Genomic DNA, 18,411 nt, shown 5'->3' on the forward strand with positions numbered 1-18,411 from the left:
TTGTGAAAATATTTTGAAAAAGCCCCCGTGCGCTGCCGCGCACGGGCTCAACGCATGACGCCCTACATACCGTAGCTCAAGAGAAGAGACGCGCACCGTATACGCAGCAAGTCCAACGTTCCTCCTATATAGGAAGGAGGCCGACAACACCCGCCACCCCGATCTGCATGCTTCAGCCTCATATTCGCTTCGCGCCTGTCACCAGACAGAGGAACGTAGAAGCTGGAAGCGGCATCGCGCCGTCGAGTATCATGCCGCGATCGAACAACGCACTCATACCGACGATGGACAGCACCACTCAATCTGGCGACGCCGATCTTCGCGACGAATATGCCGCGCTGCGCGAACGCGCCGTCATGCTGGAAGAACAGGTCCCGCCGCTCCTGCAACGCATCTCGGATCTGCTGCCGCGCATCAGCGGTGTGTCCGACCTGGCGGACGAGCACCGCGAGCGGCTCGTCGGCGCGCGCAACGCAGCGATGGTCTCGATCGAAAACTATCAGCAGGCGATCCCGTTCCTGCAAACCGCCGACTCGATCATCGAGCAGCTCGACAAGACACCCGAGCGCGACGAGGACATCGAGTGGCGCGAATCGCTGCTGCAGCGGCTCGATGAACTGATCGACGTCGCGGTCGTGATGATCGACGATGCGCAAGGCTATTTCGAACAAGCGGCCGCCTGCGATCTCGCAAGCGTACCGAAGTCCATTCTCGAAGACTGAGCGCCACGGCGAGAACGCGTACCGTGCAGCGACCGAGCCTGTCGCGTACGCCAACTCGCGCGGCTCGAGCCGTTCAAGTACGGCGCCCCGCAAAGCTCCCGAAAAAGCTCACCTTGCCGGCACGGGTACGCGCCGGCCGCCAGCCGTGTCGTGGGTTGACTACAGCGTATCGAGAACGATCGACTCGCCGACGATCGGCACACGGATATACCCGCCCTCCGCATCGCCATACGCGTGCGCGTATCCGTCGATCACATATTGCGCGGTCAATGCGCACAGCGTGGCATCCCGCGCGTCGACCGATCGCAGCGTCGACACGTCGATCCCGAGCTGCGTCAGCAGTTGCCGGCGCTGGTTGCGCTTCTGCTTCGCCGATGCGATCGCCTTGCCGAGCATTGCGCAGGTAATCGCGTACGGATAGGTCTCGAAGCTCACGCGCCCGCCGGCATATCGCGCGTCGGTGAGCAGCGGATAAGCATCCGCCAGCGCGCGGTAGACGCGCTCTCCCATGAACATCCAGTCGAAGAAGCCCGACGTGCTCGCCACCGCCTGTTCGCGCGATGGCGTCGGGAAACACGAGATCCGTTCGCGCGCGAGCGCCTGCTCGGCGGCCCGGCGCCCGGCTCCCGTCCACCACAGGCTCGGCGCGTCGACGCCCACGGCCACTACGTCATGTTCGATGCACAGCGCAGGCAGCGCTTCGGGCGCGATCCGCGCTGCGCGGCAGACGATCGTCGTGCCGCGCAGGATCACGAGATCGCATTGCTTCTTGTCACCACCCACGTCGACGCCGGCCACCGCGGGCAGCGACCGAGCAAGCGATCGGGATCGGGCCGCCGGCATGGTGCGCGTCAGTCCGTCGGCCGCGCGTCGTACGCGGCATCGAAGATCCCTTCGAGGCCCGGATGCACGCCGCGCATCCGGTCGACGACCGACTTCGCCCAGTCGAAATACGCTTGCTTGCGCTCGAGCGGCCAGTCGGCGGGCGGATGGCGCGCGATGTCGCGCAGGTTGCAGATCTTGTCGGCAAGCTTCACGAGCTTCGCACGCCGGCTGATGGTGGCCGCATGCTCGACCTGCAGGCGCTTGCGCTCGTCCTTCGGCAAGGATTTGTCGTCGGTGACTTCCATCACGATGTCCGCGACGTCCTTGCCGAACAGCCGCAGCAATTCCTGCTCGGTCGTCTCCGTATCCTCGATCGTGTCGTGCAACACCGCCGCGACGATCACACGCTCGTCCTCGATGCCGGCTTCGTTGGCCAGCACGTCGGCGAGCGCGATCGGATGGTTGATGTAAGGCGACGCTTCGTCGTCCTTGCGCCGCTGATTGCGATGCTTGTCCGCCGCGAACGCGATGGCGGCTACCAGCTTGTTCATATCGATCCCCCCGTATGGCCCCACCCGCAACCGGCAGAACCGGTCGCGTGCGTTTTCGGAACCGCACATACTACCTGTACGCGATGACCATTCCCATATATTGGAACATCGCGACGCCCGACGTCATGCGCGTGCCGCCTCGCGCTGCAGCGCGACCACGTTGACCTGCGCACCGAACACGTCGCGCACGAGCGGCAGCAGGTGATCGTGGTGCGTCAGGAACAGCACCTGGGTCCGCGTCGACAGATCGCGCAGCGCCTCGAGCCCCGCCTTCGCGCGCGCATCGTCGAAGTTGATGAACAGATCGTCGGCCACGAACGGCAGCCCGGTCCTGCTGGCGAGCTGCAATTCGAGCGCCGCGATCCGCAGTGCGAGGAACAGCTGGTCGCGCGTCCCTTCGCTCAGGCCGGCGACCTCGACCGACGTGCCCTTGGTGCGCCGCGCATACAACGCGGGCGGCGTCCGCTCGGTGTCGACGGTCAGCCGCGCGAATTCGCCGAGCGTGAGCCCCGCGAATATCTCGCTCGCCCGGCGCAGCATCGGCCCCTGCTTCTGGTCGCGATAGCGATCGGTTGCCCATTTCAGCAGCCGGCTTGCGGTCGCCGCTTCCAGATACTGTTCGGCCGCATCGCCCATCGCGGCCAGCGCTTCCTGCCGCTTCGCCTCGGCCACCGCCGCGTTCGCCTGGCCGTCGATCGCGCCGAAGGCCTGCTGCGCGACGACCTGTTGCTGTGCGAGTGCGTTCAGGCGCTTGCCGACGTCGTCGAGCGACTGTTTCACTGCTTCCAGATGCGCGGGCACGTCGGCGATGTCCTGCTCCGCGACCTCGGCCTCGACGGCCGCCTGCGACAACCCGTCGCCGTCGCGCACCAACGCTTCCTTCGCGGCATCGACGGCCTGCCGAAGCTGACGCTGCCGATCCGATTGCTCGGCCAGCGGCAGCGCCGCGTCGATCGACGCGACGCCGGCCAACTGCAGCAACGGCTGAATGCGTGCATCCGCGCCCGCGACCGCGGCGGCCGCATCGGCGACCTTGCTGTCGGCGTGACGCACCGCGTCGTCGGCACGCGCGATGGCGCGCGCGGTTTCCCGTGCCGCCGCCACGCGCATCGACAACCGGCGCGCAACATCCAGCCAGTCGCCGCTCGCGAGCCACGCGGGCTCCAGCGCTTCGGCCAGCCGCCGTGCGCCGGCCTCGAGCGCAGCCAGCTCCGCACGGATCGCGGCCATCCGGTTGCGCGGCGCATCGGCGTCGGCCAGTTCGGCCGTCACCGCATTCGCAAGGCCGAGCGCGCCTTCCGCCGCCGCCAGCGTCACGGCGTTCGCGGACAGTTTCGCGTCGGCGAGCGCGTCGCGCCATTGCGCTTGCCACGCATCGTACGCAGCCTGCGCGTGACCGGCGCGCGAGCGGGCCGTCCCGCATCCGCGTTCGGCTTCGCGCGCACGATCCTCGAGGCTGTCCTTCTGCGCGAGCGTCTTCTCCGCCGACTGCACGAATGTCTCGGCGATCGCGATGAGCGCCGCCAGCCCGTCGGTGTCGCTACCGCGCGATACCAGGCGCAGCGCCGAACGCAATGCAGCTTCGGCGCCGGCGCGCGCATCGCGGATCGTCGCGAAATCGCGGCGCTGCCGGTCAAGCTCGAGTTGCGCGGCAAACACCGCATCGCGCTTCGCGAGCCAGTCGCTCATCGCCGCCAGCGGCATGCCCGGCACGCCGGCCGTCGCGGCCAGCTCGGACCACGTGTCGCGATGCGCGGCCAGCTCGCGTTCACGCTCGTCCAATGTCGACTGCCGGCGCGTCAACACGGCGCGCGCGGACTCGACCTGCTGACGCAGCGATTGCAGCGTCGCCGCCGCTTGGGTCGCGCCGAGTTGCGCATCGACGAGCTCGTCGGCGAGGCGAATCGCATCGTCGACGGCCGGCGCGCCGGTTGCAAGATCGACCGCCCCGCTGCGGATGTCGCCCCACGCACCGTCGCGACGCGCGCGCGCCGCCAGCACGTCGGCGGTCGTGACGACTTTGTGGCTCTCCGCGAAATGCTTCTCCTGGAGTTCGAGCCGCTCGAATTCTTCCTGCGCGCTGTCCCGTGCGTCGCGTGCAGCCGCCGCCGCGCTCGCGCGCTCGCTTGCTTCGTTGAGCAATGCACCGAGCCGCGCCGCCGACGGCACGTCGAGCACCCGCAGCGCATCGACCGGCTTGCGCCACTGGCCAAGCGCATCGAGTGCGTCGGCGAGCGTGCGCTCGGCAGCAGCGATGTCGCGTTCGAGCGCCTGTTCACGCTGGCCGCTGCTGCGATACCCCTGGGCATCGGCCAGCGCCGCGCGCAGCACCTCCGGCACCTCGACCGTCGACAGGCGCGCCAGCTGTTCCTGCGCCTGCGCAAGTTCCTGCGTGCGCTCGTCGAGCGATTCGCGCGCACCGGCCAGCGCCTGGTGCAGCGCGCCATGGTCGCGCAACAGGTTCGCGACCGTCTTCAGCGACAGCGCGCTCGGCAGTGCCGCGCGCAGCGACGCCTCGTCGGTCGGCCAGCCGAGCTGCGCTGCGGCCGAACCCGCGGCGGACAAATGCCGCTCGACATCCGCCCCGAGCAACAGCAGATCCTGCGCGTGATTCATGCAGGCGCCGCGCAAGCGGTCGAGCGCTTCAATGTCGCCTTCGAGTGCCAGCGCGTCGGCATCCGGATCGATCGCATCACGCGCCTGCCGTTTCGCGAGCAGGTCCGCACGCCGCTCTTCCAGCACCTTCCGTTCGGCCGCGAGATCGCCTTGCGCTTTCAGCAGATCGGCGTATGCAGTCGGCGGCAACTCGACGACGGCGCCCAGTTCGGCCAGCGCCGCTTCCTTGATCGTCAATTCCTTCAAGTAAGGCGCGAGCCGTCGCACACGTTCGAGCTTCGAGCGCAGCGCTTCGAGTCGACGCTGCTCCGCGCGCGCCTGCTCGATCTCCTGCTCGACCGCGTCGCGCGCCTCCTTGCGATCGACCCAGTCGCGCGTACGCACCTGGACCGCCTTCAACTCACCGACCGCTTCGTTGAACGACGTCTCGGCCTGAACGAATGCGCTGCCGCTGCGGCGCGGCGCCCACAGCTCGCCCGCGCGCGCGTCGAGCTCCTCGCGCACCGGCCCGAGCGTGCCGACCCCCGCCGCCGATTCGAACAGCACCTGGCCGAGCTTGTCGGACGCGTCGAGAATGCTCCGGCCGCCGTCGACGAGCCGCCCATGGTCGAGCCCGAACATCTGCTCGAAGAACTCGCGCGTCGCGCCGTCGAGGATCGCGTTGAGCGTGTCGTCCGGCAGCTTGTCGTCGGCGGGCGTACGCAACGGGCTGCGCCCGCGCGCGCGATGAAACGCGAGCGCACCGGTACTGCTCTCCAGCACGCCGCCGATCCGCAGTTCGGGTGTGGCATGCAGGAAATCGAGCGGTGTCTGCAGCTTCATTCCGAACAGCAGTTCGGACACGGCCGTGCGGATCGTCGACTTGCCGGCCTCGTTCGGCCCCACGATCACGTGGAAATCGTGTCCGGCCGACGGGAAGCGCAGCGTCTCGTCGGTGAACTTGCCGTACTTGATCAGATCGAGCTGGCTGATGCGCATCGCTTATTCCCCCCTCGCCAGCCGCGCGAGCAACGCGGGACCGACCTGCTCGACGAGCGCCGTGAGTTCGCCGGCGCGCGCCATCGTCAGCAGCGGCACCTCCTCCTTCACGTCGCTGCGCACCTTGCCGACGAACGGCTTCAGGTCGCGCTCGAGCAGCGCGAGGAAATCCGGATCGTGCGCGGCGTCGGCCAGGATCTGCTTCAGATCCTCCAGCGCCTCCAGCTGCTCGCTTTCGCCCTGCGGCTGCTCGGGCGCGGACGTCGCGAGCCGCACCTTCTCCAGCCACAACCGCTCGTTGCCGATGATGCCGATCTGGTTCAGCACCTCCGCGCGCAATTGCGGCGCACGGCCGAAAAAGTGACCGTGCGCGGGCGTGCGCCCGGTGACCGTCACGCGCACCGCGCGCGGCACGTGGCCATCGACGCTCAGCAGCGCCTCGAGCGACTGGCCGATCTTTCTCGACAGATCGGCGACCGTGAAGCAGTCGGACGCGTCGACCGAGACGGCTTCCCAGCGCAGCACGTCGAGGTACAGGCGTTCGACCTGCGTGCGACCCTGCTCGACCGTCACGAGCACCGCGCCGCGACGGCCCGTCTCGCGGATATGGCGACCCTGCAGGTTGCCGGGAAACACGACGGTCGACGTGCCCGACCACTGCTGGAACTCGTGCACGTGGCCGAGTGCCCAGTAGTCGTAGCCTTTCGCGTGCAATTCCGCCAGCGTGCACGGTGCATAGTTCGCATGTGCCGCATAGCCTTCGAGCGCGGTGTGCAGCACGCCGATGTTGTAATGGCCCGGCACGGGGTCCGGGTACGCGATCGCGAGATTGTCGACGACCGCCTTGTCCTTGAAGCTCTGCCCGTGCAGCGCGACGTCGAATTCCGCCAACCTGACGGTTTCCGGCTTGCGATGGCCGAACACGGTGACGTTGTCGGGCAGCGTCAGCTTCTTCGTCATCTCGCTTTCGGCATCGTGATTGCCGCCGAGCACGAACGCGCGAATGCCGGCCTTGCGCAGGCGTCCCATCTGCTGGCCGAAGAAAATGCCGGTGTTGTGATCCTTCCAGTCGCCGTCGTACAGGTCGCCGGCGATCACGAGGAACGCGACCTCCTCTTCGATCGCTCGATCCACGAGTTGCCGCAGCGCCTCGCGCGACGCGTTGCGCAACTGCGCGGCCGGCGCGTCGGGATACGCGCTCAGGCCGTGCAACGGGCTGTCAAGGTGAATGTCTGCCGCGTGGATGAACTTCACGAAGGTTCCTCTGATTCATGACGAAGGGGGCGATGTCGACCGGCATTGTGCACTGTGGATCGACGGGCGCGGCGGCTGGCTCGAATTGGGGCAGCTGCCGGCGCCCCGTCGCGGGTACGGCGCTCATGTCAGCCGGTCGCGCCGCCGCGATGCCGGCCTGGAGATCGGACGCCCCGCTATTTAAGCATGGCGGGCAGGCAACGGCAGAGGGGTGTGGTTTGTGTACGAAGCGTTCATGCCCGGCATGGATGGGCCAGGCGGGCTTCAGGGAACAGCACCGGCATGCGCAAACGTGCGGCGGCTGGCGTGGACCGCGCAGATTGACGCGACATCCGCTCAGACGATCGCCGGCGCGCTTTCGCCGTCGCCGGCGAGTTGTTGATTCAGCATGCGCGCGTCCGCCAGTCGCTCGAGCGACAGGCACATGTCGCCGAGCGCGTCGGCCCGCGCACCATCGAGCGCCATGCCGGCCAGCGCACGATATTTGGCCAACAGCGCGGGATCCGATAACGGATTGCGCGGATCGCCGAGCGCAATCGGCACGTGACGCGTGTCCTGCGTCCCGTCGGCGCGATGCAGGATCACCGTCGGCTCGTCGAGATCGCCCAGTACGGGATCGACCTCGACCACGATGCGTGCGAGCAGCGCGCCGACCCGCGGATCGACGCGCCGGCCTGCGCGATAGACACCGATCCCCGTGTCGCCGAACGCAAATGCAGCCGCTACCGCGTACGGGAGGCTCATCTGCGCGGACGATAGCGTCGACAGGTCGCGGCCACCGCACATCCGCGTAACGAACGCGCTCGCGCGAACCACGATTCGCTCGATTTCATCGACCGCGAGCGTACTCCCGTTCGCGAGTTGCAATGCGGCGTCGATCGCCGCATGTGCGCTGCGACATGATGCGTGCGGCTTGATCGAGCAACGCATCAGCTTCCATTGCACGCCGAGGCCGTCGGTCAGCGCTTCGGGTACCTGCGCGTGCGCGGCGAACGTGTTGAAAAACCCGCCCCAGACGTCGTCGAATACATGCGACGGACCGCTCACGCCTTCGCGCGCAAGCAGCGCCGCCAGCACGCCGCTTTCTGCCGCGCGTCCGGCATGCAGCCGCTTCGTCTGCGATCCGTCGTGGATGAAGCCCCACAGGCCGCCGGCGAAACTCGCCGCATGGCCGAGCGCGTCGCGCGTCTGCACGGCATCGAGACCGAGCACCCGAGCACTCGCCGCGGCCGCGCCGAACACGCCGCAACTGAGCGTCGAGTGCCAGCCGCTGCCGTTGTGGGCGGAGTAGCCGCCCGCTGCCTCGAGCACGCGCCGGCCGACGTCGTAGCCCAGTACGATCGCCGCGATGCATTCACGGCCCGAAACCGGACGGGCGGCGCACGACAGTGCAGCCAGCACCGCCGGCAGCACGACCGCACCGGAATGATCGCAGCCGCCCGAATCGTCGAGTTCGAGCGCATGCGCGGCAATCCCGTTGACGAACGCGGCGTCGCGTGCGCCCGCGGTCAGCCGTGTGCCCCATAGCGACGCGCCGCCACATACGACGCCACCGGTCAGCGCGCGCGCAGTGCGGGTCTCGACGGCCGACGTCCCGGCGAGCGCCGCACCGAACGTATCGAGCATGTGCCGCTTGGCTTTCGCGATCACGTCGTCGGGCAGTGCGTCCGCGGCCGTCTGCGCAACGAACGTCGCGAGTCGCGTCGCACGCGTTTGCGCTTCCTGCGTCATCGCGCCGACGCCTCTGCCACGCAGCGTGCAAACACATCGACGGGATGACCCGGCGCATTGGACGGCCCGTGCTCGCGCCACCAGCGAGCGACGTCGCTCCCGGTCGCAAACCAGACATCACCCGCGTCGCGCAGGTGGGCGAGCAACGCGCGCAGCAGATCGATCCGCGCAGCCGTGCCGATGATCTCGGGGTGCAGGCGGAGCACGCAGCACAGCCCGAAGCGCCGAAACCCGTCGACGTCGTACCGCCAGTTGTCCAGCACGTCGCGGTACGCGGCAATGCGCGGCTGGCCGGCCGGCACCGGAGGCGACAGGTTGAATTCGAAGTACGGCTCGTCCTCGAGTTCGTAGTGCAGCGGCAGTTCGACGAGTGGCAGGCCCTCCGCGCAGCCGTCGCCGCGCGGATGCCTGTACGGCAGATCGTCGCCGCGCCACGACGACGACCAGGTGAAGCCTTCCGCCACGAGAAAATCCGCGAAGCCGTCGGCCCAATTGCCGGTGAACGAGCGAAAGCCTTCCGCGTCGCGGCCGATTGCGTCCGCGAGTGCCGCGCGCCCGGCACGGCATGCGTCGAACTGCGCGTCGAGCGACAGCGCATCGAAATCCTCGCAGCGATAGCCGCTCACGCCCAGTTCATGACCGGCGGCAGCAATCTCCCGCACTGCACTGCCGTGTGTTTCCGCGACGACGCCCGGCACGAACCAGCTCGCCGGCACACCGAACGCATCCAGTGTCGAGAGCAGCCGATCGACGCCGCGGGTCGCGCCGTAATGCCACGCCGACAGCGATTTCTCGCGGCCGACGATGCGCGGTTCGCGCGTCTGGATACCATGAATGTCGTTGAAGTCGACCGTTATCGCGACCGCACATCGCGCGCCGCCCGGCCAAGAGGGGAGTGTCGTCACGTGCCGCTCCGTGGTTGCGTCTGTGGTGTGGCCGCGGCGTGCCGCGCGAGCCACCAGTCGGCTACGTCTCGGCAACGCGCGAACCATACGTCGTCGTGCGCGCGCATATGGCCGAACCACGCCTCCAGCAGCGCGATACGCCCCGGCTTGCCGCACACCTTCGGATGAAGCAGCGTCGTCAGGCACAGCCCTTCGCGATATACGCCGTCGAATTCGCGCATCCAGTTGTCGAGCGTCGCGCCGTAGCCGGCAATCCGGTCGAGTCCGGCCGGGTAGTCGGGGTTGCGGTGATACGCGAGCGACGCGTAATCGTCGGTCTCCCAGCGCCCGGGAATCTCGACGAGCGGCGGCTCGCCGTTTTCGCCATGCAGCAGATACGGCCGGTCGTCGCCGCGCATCGAACTCGAATAGCGCACGCCCGCTTCGCGCAGCACGGTCACGGTTGCATCGCTCCAGTCGCCGGACGGTGTGCGGAATCCGACCGGCCGCACGCCGAGCGTGCGCGCGAACACGTCGGCCGATTGCGCCATGATCTCGCGCTGCCGCTCGGGCTCGAGCGTCCAGAACGCTTCGTGCCGATCGCCGTGATAGCCGATCTCGTGACCGCGCTCGACGATCGCCGCGCATTGCGCGGGCCACGTCCGCGCGACCCACGCGGGCACGAAGAACGTCGCGGGCAGGTCGAACGACGCGAGCACGTCGAGCAGCCGCGCGAGCGCGCGCCACGGCCCGTAGCTGCCGAGCGTGAAATACGCGGGGTTGCGCCAGATCGAGCCGTTCAGCATCGCATCGCCGGTCGGACCGTCGACATCGAACGCGAGCGCGACGCATGCGCGCTTCGCGTCCGGCCAGCGGGGAGCCAGATCGGTCATCGCGCGCTCAACGCGTGGCGTTGATCATCGCCTTCGGCACCGCATGCTCCTGCAGCCCCCACTTCGCAAGCAGCTTCTGGTACGAACCATCCGCGATGATCTGGTCGAGCGCCGTCGTCAGCGCGCTGCTCAGCGCCGTGTTGCTCTTCGCGACGCCGATACCCGTGTATTGCGACAGGAACGGCTTGCCGAGCGGCGCATACGCGTTCTGCTCGAGGCCGTTCTGGTACGGCAACGTCTCGCCGCCCTGCACCGCCGCGTCGATACGGTTCTGGCGCAGCTGCATCCGCGCGTCCGACGAACCGTCCGTACCGACCACGACGATCGCCGGCTTGCCGGCCTTCACGCAATTCTCCGCGCTCCATGCGGTCGTGTTGTCCGGGAACGACGTGCGCCGGCTCGAACCGACGCGCTTGCCGCACAGCGCGCTCATCTGCGGGAAGTCGCCCGCGCGCGTCTTCAGCGTGTAGAACTGCGGCCCCGTCTCGATGTAGTCGATGAAGGTGATCACATCGCGGCGCGTCGGCAGGTCGGTCATGCCGGACAGGATCATGTCGACGCGTTGCGTCGCGACGGCGCTCATCATCTGGTCGAAGCTCGTTTCGACCCAGTTCAGTTTCGCGCCCATCTTCGCGGCGAGCGCCTCGCCGAGGTCGACGTCGAAGCCGGCCAGCTTGTCGGTCGCCGGGTCCTTGTATTCGAACGGCGGGTAGTTCGGCACGATCGCGACGTTCAGCGTGCGCTTCGCGACGGCGGACTGCGCGGCGGAGAACGGCGCATGAAGGGCGAGCGCGCCGAATGCGACGGCGGCCAGCGTGCGGGTCAGGACGGATGCTTTCATGGGATGTCGCCTTGTCATGATGGAGTAGTGGAGCTACGCCGCTCTCGTCGGCGGCTTAAACGTTCGGGCGCTGCGAAACGGGGCGCCCGGCCCGGTCAAGCAATCACCGCGGAAATGAACTCGCGCGTGCGCGCATGCGTCGGCGCGGACAGCACCTGATCGGGCGGACCGCTCTCGACGATTCGGCCGCCGTCCATGAACACGACGCGGTCCGCCACCTCGCGCGCGAAGCCGAGCTCGTGCGTGACGACGATCATCGTCATCCCGCTCTTCGCGAGATCGCGCATCACGGCCAGCACTTCGCCGACGAGTTCGGGATCGAGTGCCGACGTCGGCTCGTCGAACAGGATCAGTTGCGGATGCATCGCGAGCGCCCGCGCGATCGCGACGCGCTGCTGCTGACCGCCCGACAGCTCGACCGGAAACGCGTCGCACTTGTGCGCGAGCCCGACGCGCGCGAGCAGTGCGCGGCCTTCGTCCTGCGCCTGCGCGCGGCGACGCTTGAGCACCTGGATCGGGCCTTCGGTCACGTTCTCGAGCGCGGTCTTGTGCGGAAACAGGTTGAAGCGCTGGAACACCATGCTCGTCGCCAGCCGCTGGCGCGCAACCTCTCGCTCGGACAGCTCGTGCAAGCGATCACCGGCGCGCCGGTAACCGGCCAGCTCGCCGTTGACCCACAGCGCGCCCGAGCTGACCGTCTCGAGCTGGTTGATGCAGCGCAGGAACGTGCTCTTGCCCGAACCCGACGGCCCGATGATGCACAGCACTTCGCCCTGCGCGACGTCGAGCGTGATGCCGTGCAGCGCCTGGAAATCGCCGTACGACTTGCGTACGTCTACCGCGCGAACGACCGCGTTCGTCATGACGTTCTCCCGATGGTATTGGATCGTGTCGTTCATGTGCGGCCCGCCGCCCGCCCCGCGCCGCGCGCGAAGCGCCGTTCGACGCGCGCCTGCGCGAGCGACAGCACGGTGACGACCGCGAGATACCAGATCCCCGCGACGATCAGCAACTCGATCACGCGAGCGTTCGCGTAATAGATGTTCTGCGCGTTGTGCAGCATCTCTGCGTACTGGACCACGCTCGCGAGCGACGTCAGCTTGACCATGCTGATCAGCTCGTTGCCGATCGGCGGCACGATCACGCGCATCGCCTGCGGCAGGATGATCCGGCGCAGCGCCTGCAGACGCGCCATGCCGATCGACTTCGCGGCCTCGTACTGGCCGGTGTCGACCGACAGCAATCCGGCACGCACGACTTCCGACGTATAGGCACCCTGATTGATGCCGAGCCCGAGCACCGCTGCGAGGAACGGCGTCATCACGTCGACGGTCCGGAACTCGGCGATGCCCGGGATGCCGAGCGTCGGAAACACCAGCGCAAGGTTGAACCACAGCAGCAGTTGCAGGATCACCGGCGTGCCACGGAACAGCCAGATGTAGCCCTGCGCGATCGCGCCGAGCACCGGGTTCGACGACAGCCGCATCACCGCGGTCACGACGCCGAGCACGACGCCGAGCGTCATCGCGAGCACGGTCATGACGATCGTGTTGCCGAGCCCCGTCAGGATCGAGCGCGCGGTCAGGAACTGGCCGACGACACGCCACTCGATCTGTCCGCGCGCGAACGCGGCGACCACATACGCGAGCGCGGCAATGATCGCGACCGACGCGACATAGCGGCCCCAGTAGCGCCGGCGCACGCGCACGAGGTTGACGGCATCATCGGATGCGTCGCTGGGTGGCTGCGGCGCGCCGTCGAGACGGCGGGAATCGGAGGCGCTCAGCATGACGGCCCCCGATAGTCGCGTGCCCATGCAGCCTGGCGTTCGATCGCATCGTGCAGGCGCCCGATCTGCTCGCGTACCTGCGCGGGCGACGTGCCGCCCGCGCCGCGCCGGGCCGCGACGGCTGCGTCGAGCGTCAGGTGCGCGCGCACGGCCGGCGCAAGGCGCCGGTCGACGGCCTGCAGCTGTTCCGCGCTCGCATCGGCCAGCTCGATGCCGTCGCGCTCGCACACCTGCACGAGCGCACCGGTGATCTCGTGCGCTTCGCTGAAGGGCACGCCGCTCAACGCGAGCCAGTCAGCGACCTCGGTGGCCAGCGTGAAGCCGAGCGGCGCCTGGCGACGCATCTCGTCGGCATTCACGCGCATCGTGCGAATCATTCCCGCCATCGCAGGCAGCACGAGCTCCAGCGTATCGATCGAATCGAAGGCGGCGATCTTGTCTTCCGCGAGATCGCGGTTATACGCGAGCGGCAGCGACTTCAGCGTCGCCAGCAGACCCGCGAGATTGCCGATCAACCGCCCCGCCTTGCCGCGCGTGAGCTCCGCGATATCCGGATTCTTCTTCTGCGGCATGATCGAGCTGCCGGTCGCATAGCCGTCGTCGAGTTCCACCCAGCGGAATTGCCGCGACGTCCACAGGATCACTTCTTCCGACAGGCGGGACAGATTGACGGCCAGCATGCTCGTGACGAACACGAATTCGGCGACATGATCGCGCGCGGCCACGGCGTCGATCGAGTTCTCGCACGGCGCGTCGTAACCGAGTTCCTGCGCGGACAGTTCGGGCCGCACGCAGATCGCCGAACCGGCCAGCGCGGCCGCGCCGAGCGGCGAGCGCGCGGTGCGCCGGTCCCAGTCGACCAGACGGTCGGCGTCGCGATACAGCGACTGCGCATGCGCGAGCAGCTGATGGCCGAACACGATCGGCTGCGCGGGCTGCAGGTGGGTAAACCCGGCGGTCACCGTGTCGACGTGCGCGCGTGCCTGGCCGAGCAGCGCATCCTGCAGATCGAGCACGCCGCGCACGATCGTGCGTGCCTTGTCACGCAGATACAGGCGCAAATCGTTCGCGGCCTGATCGTTGCGCGAGCGCCCGGCCCGCAGCTTGCCGCCGAGCGCCGGCAACCGCTGCGTGAGCACGCGCTCGAGAAAGGTGTGCACGTCCTCGTCGGCAAGCGACGGCGCGATCGCGCCGGCCGCGTAGTCGCGCGCCATGCCGTCCATCGCGGCCAGCAGTTGCGAAAGTTCGTCGTCGTTCACGATGCCGGCGCGGTTCAATTCGCGTGCGTGCGCGCGGGAACCGGCGAGATCGTACGGCACGAGGCGGAAGAAACTGGGATCGGAGCGGGACAGGTTCTGCAGCGCGTCGGACGGCGCCGACTGAAAGCGGCCGCCCCACAAGCGTTCGATCGGTTCGGTAAGGCTCATTGCTGTCGACCTCGACTCGGTTGAATTACCCCACTGTAGGCATTCAATTTTTTTTGTTGTAGCGAGAAATTGAATCCGTTTAAATGAAATTTTTCTCAATACCTCGTGATCCGGAGCCGCCGATGCGCAACCGCCTGCCTCCGCTGAATCCGCTGCGCGCATTCGAGGCCGCGGCCCGGCGCGGCAGCGTCTCGGCTGCCGCGGACGAACTGCACGTGACCGCGAGCGCGGTCAGCCACCAGATCCGGATTCTGGAAAGCACGCTGGGCGTCGCGCTTTTCGTCAGATCAAAGGCGCGCGTGAAGCTCACACCCGAAGGCGAGGCGCTGCTGGAACCGGTCGGCGCCGCGTTCGACATGATCGCGAACGCGACCGTCCGGCTCGATTCGCCGGCAGCCGTCGGCGATCTCGCCGTCTCGACCCCGCTGTCGCTGACGTCGCGCTGGCTCGCCCGGCATATCGGCAATTTTCTCGAGCGTTATCCGGGTATCCACCTGAAGGTGATTCCGTCCAACGATGATCGGGAAGTCTATTCGCCGGACGTCGACGTCTGCATCCGCTATGGGGAAGGCAACTGGCGCAACCGGCGCGTCGACTTGCTCGCGCATCCGGCGCTGTTCCCGGTGGTGAGCCCGGCCTTGATGAACGGGCCCGATGCGATCCGCAAGGTGCAGGATCTCGCGGGCCGCACGCTGTTCTGCGAGCATGCGGGCTCGTGGATGCGCTGGCTGGCCGAAGCGAACGCCGACAAGCTGCCCGGCATCCGCATCCTCGAAATCGGCAACGCGCACATTGGCGTCGAAGCCGCGGTGCACGGGCAAGGTGTCGCGCTCGGCGATAGTCTGTCCGTGCGCGACGATCTGATCGACGGCACGCTCGTGCGCCCGTTCAGCGCGGCGGTGCCGTCACGTCATGCGTACTATCTCGTCACGCGTCACGAGCTGGCCGAGACGCCGCTCGTGACCGCGTTCACGTCGTGGCTGCGCGGACGCCTCGCATGACGCGCGTTCTCGCTGCGTTGACGTTCAGTAATCGAGATCGGTCAGGTCGTCCCACACCATGACGATGTTGTGCGAGCGCCAGATCGGGCCCGCATCGATGTACTCGCCGGCAAGCCGGCCGTTCAGCGCCGCGTAGAAGTCGATCGCGGCATCGTTGCCCTTGACGACACTCAACGCGGCGCCCCGGTACTGCGACTTCGTCAAGTGAGCGGCCAGTTGCGCGAGCAACCTGCAGCCGATGCCGCGACGCTTGAATTCGGGATCGACATACAGGAATTTGATTTCGCCGCGGCCGCCGAAGATCGCTTCGGACGGCGTACCCGCGGCACCGATTCCGACGATCCGTTCGTCGGCTTGCGCGATGAGCACGAGTTGGTCGCCGTCGTTCGACGCCAGCTTTTCCTTCCAGCGCTCGCCGCGATAGCGTTCGTCCAGGACCGCATACGCTTGCGCCGGCGCCAGTTCCCGGTAAGTGTGCCGCCACACCTTCACGTGAAAATCGGCGATCGCCTGGGCGTCGTCGAGATGGGCGGACCTGATGGAAATTCCAGTCATTGACGACTCTCTTCGGCAACAGTGCGCTGTTGCACGCGGTTCGAACCAACCGATTCTCGACGATCCGGGCCGCGAAGTCGAATCAACAACTCAACTCTCAGACCGTTTCAACTTCATCGATACTGAAAAGCGTTCGGCCGGGTGGATGCTGATGGAGACTTCGAACGCAATGCCGGCCGAATCGAGATAGCGTCGCACGATTTCGAGCGCGGCCGTTCCCGCCGGGATCTTCAACCGTGCAGCCATTTCGGGCGAGACGTTCACCGCCTGCACGTTCTGCTGGATCTCCGCCACGCATCGGCCGTAGCGCGCCTCGATCAATGAACTGATCAGCGTGTCCGGTTCGCTGCGGGCCGTCTCGACAATTTCGGCATAGCCGGGATCGATATAGACATCCGTCCAGCCGATCGGCGGACGCGACGTGTCGTGTTCGACCCGCAGGCTCGAAATTCGCAGCCAGCGTGCGCCCTCTTCGCACTTCAAGACCTTCGCTAGCGTGCCGGCAACGGCAAGCTCCTCCACCGACTGCACCACCCGCCAGTTCTCGGAGCCGAACTGAACGAGATCCTCGACCGACGAGAGTGACGGACGGAAATCGTTCTTCGGCTGCGCCGACTCGACACGCGTGCCCGCGTTCTTGCGGCGCGACACGAAGCCGAGTTGCTGCAGTTCGTGCAGCGCCGCGCGGATCGTATGCCGGCTGGTCTTGTACAGGTCGCGCAATTCAAGCTCGGTCGGCAAATAGGAGCCAACCGGGAAGCGGCCCGATGCGATGCCTTCCGTCAGGTCGCGCGCAATCTCGGCAAAGTGGGGTCTGTTCATTGTCTCGGCAAATCGATCGTCGTCAACAGTTTAAGGGTAAACATCGCTTGAGCGATATGTCCGGACATAATACGCTTCAATATGTCCGGACATATCGCAATTGTTCAGCGTCGAAAGTCTGATCCCGCTTACCCCTTTCCGAGGTCGCCATGCCCAGCCAACCCCTTCCCGTGTCCAGCACCGTCGTCGATTCGATCCTGTTTCGCGATGCGTTCGGTACAGCGAAGATGCGCTCGCTCTTTTCCGACTACGCGCTCGTGCAGCGCTACATCGATGTCGAAGTCGCGCTCGCCAAAGCCGAAGCGCGGGTCGGCGTGATTCCGGCCGACGCGGCCGACGTGATTGCACGCGAATCCAGCATCGAGCGCATCGATTTCGACCACATGCGCGAGGAGACGGACATCGTCGGCTACCCGATCCTGCCGCTCGTGCACCAGCTCGTCGCGATGTGTGGCGAGGCGGGCCGTTACGTGCACTGGGGCGCCACGACGCAGGACATCATGGACACCGCCGTGGCGCTGCAAGTGCGCGACGCGCTCGACTCGATCGACGGCGACATCCGCGCGCTGCGCGAGATCCTGGCCGACCTGGCGCGCAAGCACCGCGATACCGCGATGGCTGGCCGAACCCATCTGCAACAAGCGTTGCCGGTCACGTTCGGATACAAGGCGGCCATCTGGCTGGCGATGTTCGACCGGCACCAACAGCGGCTCGCGGAATTGCGATCGCGTGTCGCGGTCGTCGAATTCGCGGGCGCGGCCGGCACGCTGGCATCACTCGGCGACAAGGGATTCGAGGTTCAGAAGGCGCTCGCCGAAGAACTGAAGCTCAGCGTGCCCGCAACGACGTGGCATGTCGCGCGCGACGGTTTCGCCGAGGCCGTGAACCTGCTCGCGCTGATCACCGGCTCGCTTGGCAAGATCGCCGTCGACATCATGATCATGGCGTCGACCGAATTCTCGGAAGTCTATGAGCCGTTCGTCAAGGGACGTGGCGCGAGCAGCACGATGCCGCAGAAACGCAACCCGATCTCGAGCGAGCTGATGCTCGCGGCGGCCAAGGCGGTGCGACAGCATGCCGGCCTGATGGTCGACGCGATGGTTCAGGACTTCGAACGAGCGACGGGCCCGTGGCACGCGGAATGGATCGCGATCCCCGAGAGCTTCATCCTGACGTCCGGCGCGCTGCACCAGGCGAAGTTTGCACTCGGAGGGTTGATCGTCGACAGGGAGCGGATGAAGCAGAACCTCGGCATCAGCAAGGGGCTGATCGTCGCGGAGGCCGCGATGATGCAGCTGGCGCCGTTCACGGGGCGCCAGCAAGCGCACGACATCGTGTACGACGCGTGCCGGACCGTGAATGAAACAGGCGGGACGCTCGCCGAAGCGCTCGCCGCCCTGCCCGAAGTGACGCGGCATTTCGATCGCGACGCGATCGATCGGATGACCGATCCGGCCAACTATCTGGGGCTCGCACCGCAGATGGTGGATAGGGCCATCGCACTGTCCCGCGATATCTGACG

Annotated in this window: 16 protein-coding genes; 3 read left to right on the forward strand and 13 right to left on the reverse strand. The window is 67.1% G+C overall.

Translation table 11 applies throughout. The features are described from left to right. Positions 1 to 251 precede the first annotated feature (251 nt). Positions 252 to 722: an ATPase gene (locus C7H84_RS28155; protein ID WP_121861862.1), complete on the forward strand. Its 471-nt coding sequence runs from the start codon at positions 252 to 254 to the stop codon at positions 720 to 722. Between the two features lie 159 nt (positions 723 to 881). Here C7H84_RS28155 and C7H84_RS28160 read toward each other — a convergent pair whose 3' ends face one another. From C7H84_RS28160 to argH, 11 genes are all read right to left on the reverse strand, one after another. Continuing rightward, the gene (locus tag C7H84_RS28160) at positions 882 to 1,565 is read right to left on the reverse strand and encodes a DUF429 domain-containing protein (protein WP_121861863.1); all 684 of its coding nucleotides are present in this window, start codon (positions 1,563 to 1,565) and stop codon (positions 882 to 884) included. Positions 1,566 to 1,573: 8 nt separating this feature from the next. Beyond that, complete coding sequence (locus C7H84_RS28165) at positions 1,574 to 2,098, reverse strand: HD domain-containing protein (RefSeq protein WP_121861864.1); 525 nt, start codon at positions 2,096 to 2,098, stop codon at positions 1,574 to 1,576. A 123-nt stretch (positions 2,099 to 2,221) separates the two neighbouring features. Beyond that, on the reverse strand, positions 2,222 to 5,692 hold the full coding sequence (locus C7H84_RS28170) for a YhaN family protein (RefSeq protein WP_121861865.1): 3,471 nt from the start codon (positions 5,690 to 5,692) through the stop codon (positions 2,222 to 2,224). A gap of 3 nt (positions 5,693 to 5,695) precedes the next feature. Next, a complete protein-coding gene (locus C7H84_RS28175) occupies positions 5,696 to 6,946 on the reverse strand; it encodes a DNA repair exonuclease (RefSeq protein WP_121861866.1) in 1,251 nt (416 codons plus the stop codon). 336 nt (positions 6,947 to 7,282) lie between these two features. Continuing rightward, on the reverse strand, positions 7,283 to 8,677 hold the full coding sequence (locus C7H84_RS28180; RefSeq protein WP_121861867.1) for an MmgE/PrpD family protein: 1,395 nt from the start codon (positions 8,675 to 8,677) through the stop codon (positions 7,283 to 7,285). Beyond that, complete coding sequence (locus C7H84_RS28185; protein ID WP_121861868.1) at positions 8,674 to 9,582, reverse strand: polysaccharide deacetylase; 909 nt, start codon at positions 9,580 to 9,582, stop codon at positions 8,674 to 8,676. The genes C7H84_RS28180 and C7H84_RS28185 overlap by 4 nt, the downstream gene beginning before the upstream one ends. After that, positions 9,579 to 10,454, reverse strand: coding sequence for a polysaccharide deacetylase (locus C7H84_RS28190; protein ID WP_121861869.1), 876 nt, complete (start codon positions 10,452 to 10,454; stop codon positions 9,579 to 9,581). Before C7H84_RS28190 ends, C7H84_RS28185 begins: the two co-directional genes overlap by 4 nt. 7 nt (positions 10,455 to 10,461) lie before the next feature. After that, entirely contained in the window at positions 10,462 to 11,295 is an 834-nt protein-coding gene (locus C7H84_RS28195) for an ABC transporter substrate-binding protein (protein ID WP_121861870.1), read from the reverse strand. 95 nt (positions 11,296 to 11,390) lie between these two features. Continuing rightward, a complete protein-coding gene (locus tag C7H84_RS28200) occupies positions 11,391 to 12,194 on the reverse strand; it encodes an amino acid ABC transporter ATP-binding protein (protein ID WP_121861871.1) in 804 nt (267 codons plus the stop codon). Beyond that, positions 12,191 to 13,084, reverse strand: coding sequence for an amino acid ABC transporter permease (locus tag C7H84_RS28205; protein ID WP_121861941.1), 894 nt, complete (start codon positions 13,082 to 13,084; stop codon positions 12,191 to 12,193). Before C7H84_RS28205 ends, C7H84_RS28200 begins: the two co-directional genes overlap by 4 nt. After that, the gene (gene argH, locus C7H84_RS28210) at positions 13,078 to 14,511 is read right to left on the reverse strand and encodes an argininosuccinate lyase (RefSeq protein ID WP_121861872.1); all 1,434 of its coding nucleotides are present in this window, start codon (positions 14,509 to 14,511) and stop codon (positions 13,078 to 13,080) included. The genes C7H84_RS28205 and argH overlap by 7 nt, the downstream gene beginning before the upstream one ends. Positions 14,512 to 14,633: 122 nt before the next feature. Here argH and C7H84_RS28215 point away from each other — a divergent pair, with 122 nt between their 5' ends. After that, positions 14,634 to 15,512 carry a LysR substrate-binding domain-containing protein gene (locus C7H84_RS28215; protein ID WP_121861873.1) on the forward strand — a complete coding sequence of 293 codons (879 nt, stop codon included), beginning with the start codon at positions 14,634 to 14,636 and terminating at the stop codon, positions 15,510 to 15,512. Positions 15,513 to 15,536: 24 nt separating this feature from the next. Here C7H84_RS28215 and C7H84_RS28220 read toward each other — a convergent pair whose 3' ends face one another. Together C7H84_RS28220 and C7H84_RS28225 are read right to left on the reverse strand one after the other, a co-directional pair. Beyond that, positions 15,537 to 16,067, reverse strand: coding sequence for a GNAT family N-acetyltransferase (locus tag C7H84_RS28220; protein WP_121861874.1), 531 nt, complete (start codon positions 16,065 to 16,067; stop codon positions 15,537 to 15,539). A gap of 90 nt (positions 16,068 to 16,157) precedes the next feature. Continuing rightward, positions 16,158 to 16,889, reverse strand: a complete 732-nt coding sequence (locus tag C7H84_RS28225; protein ID WP_121861875.1) for a GntR family transcriptional regulator — start codon at positions 16,887 to 16,889, stop codon at positions 16,158 to 16,160. A gap of 149 nt (positions 16,890 to 17,038) precedes the next feature. Between C7H84_RS28225 and pcaB the strand changes: the two genes are divergently transcribed. After that, positions 17,039 to 18,409, forward strand: coding sequence for a 3-carboxy-cis,cis-muconate cycloisomerase (pcaB, locus tag C7H84_RS28230; protein ID WP_121861876.1), 1,371 nt, complete (start codon positions 17,039 to 17,041; stop codon positions 18,407 to 18,409). The last annotated feature ends 2 nt before the right edge of the window (positions 18,410 to 18,411 follow it).

The organism is Burkholderia sp. Nafp2/4-1b (assembly GCF_003635165.1).
GTDB lineage: Bacteria > Pseudomonadota > Gammaproteobacteria > Burkholderiales > Burkholderiaceae > Burkholderia.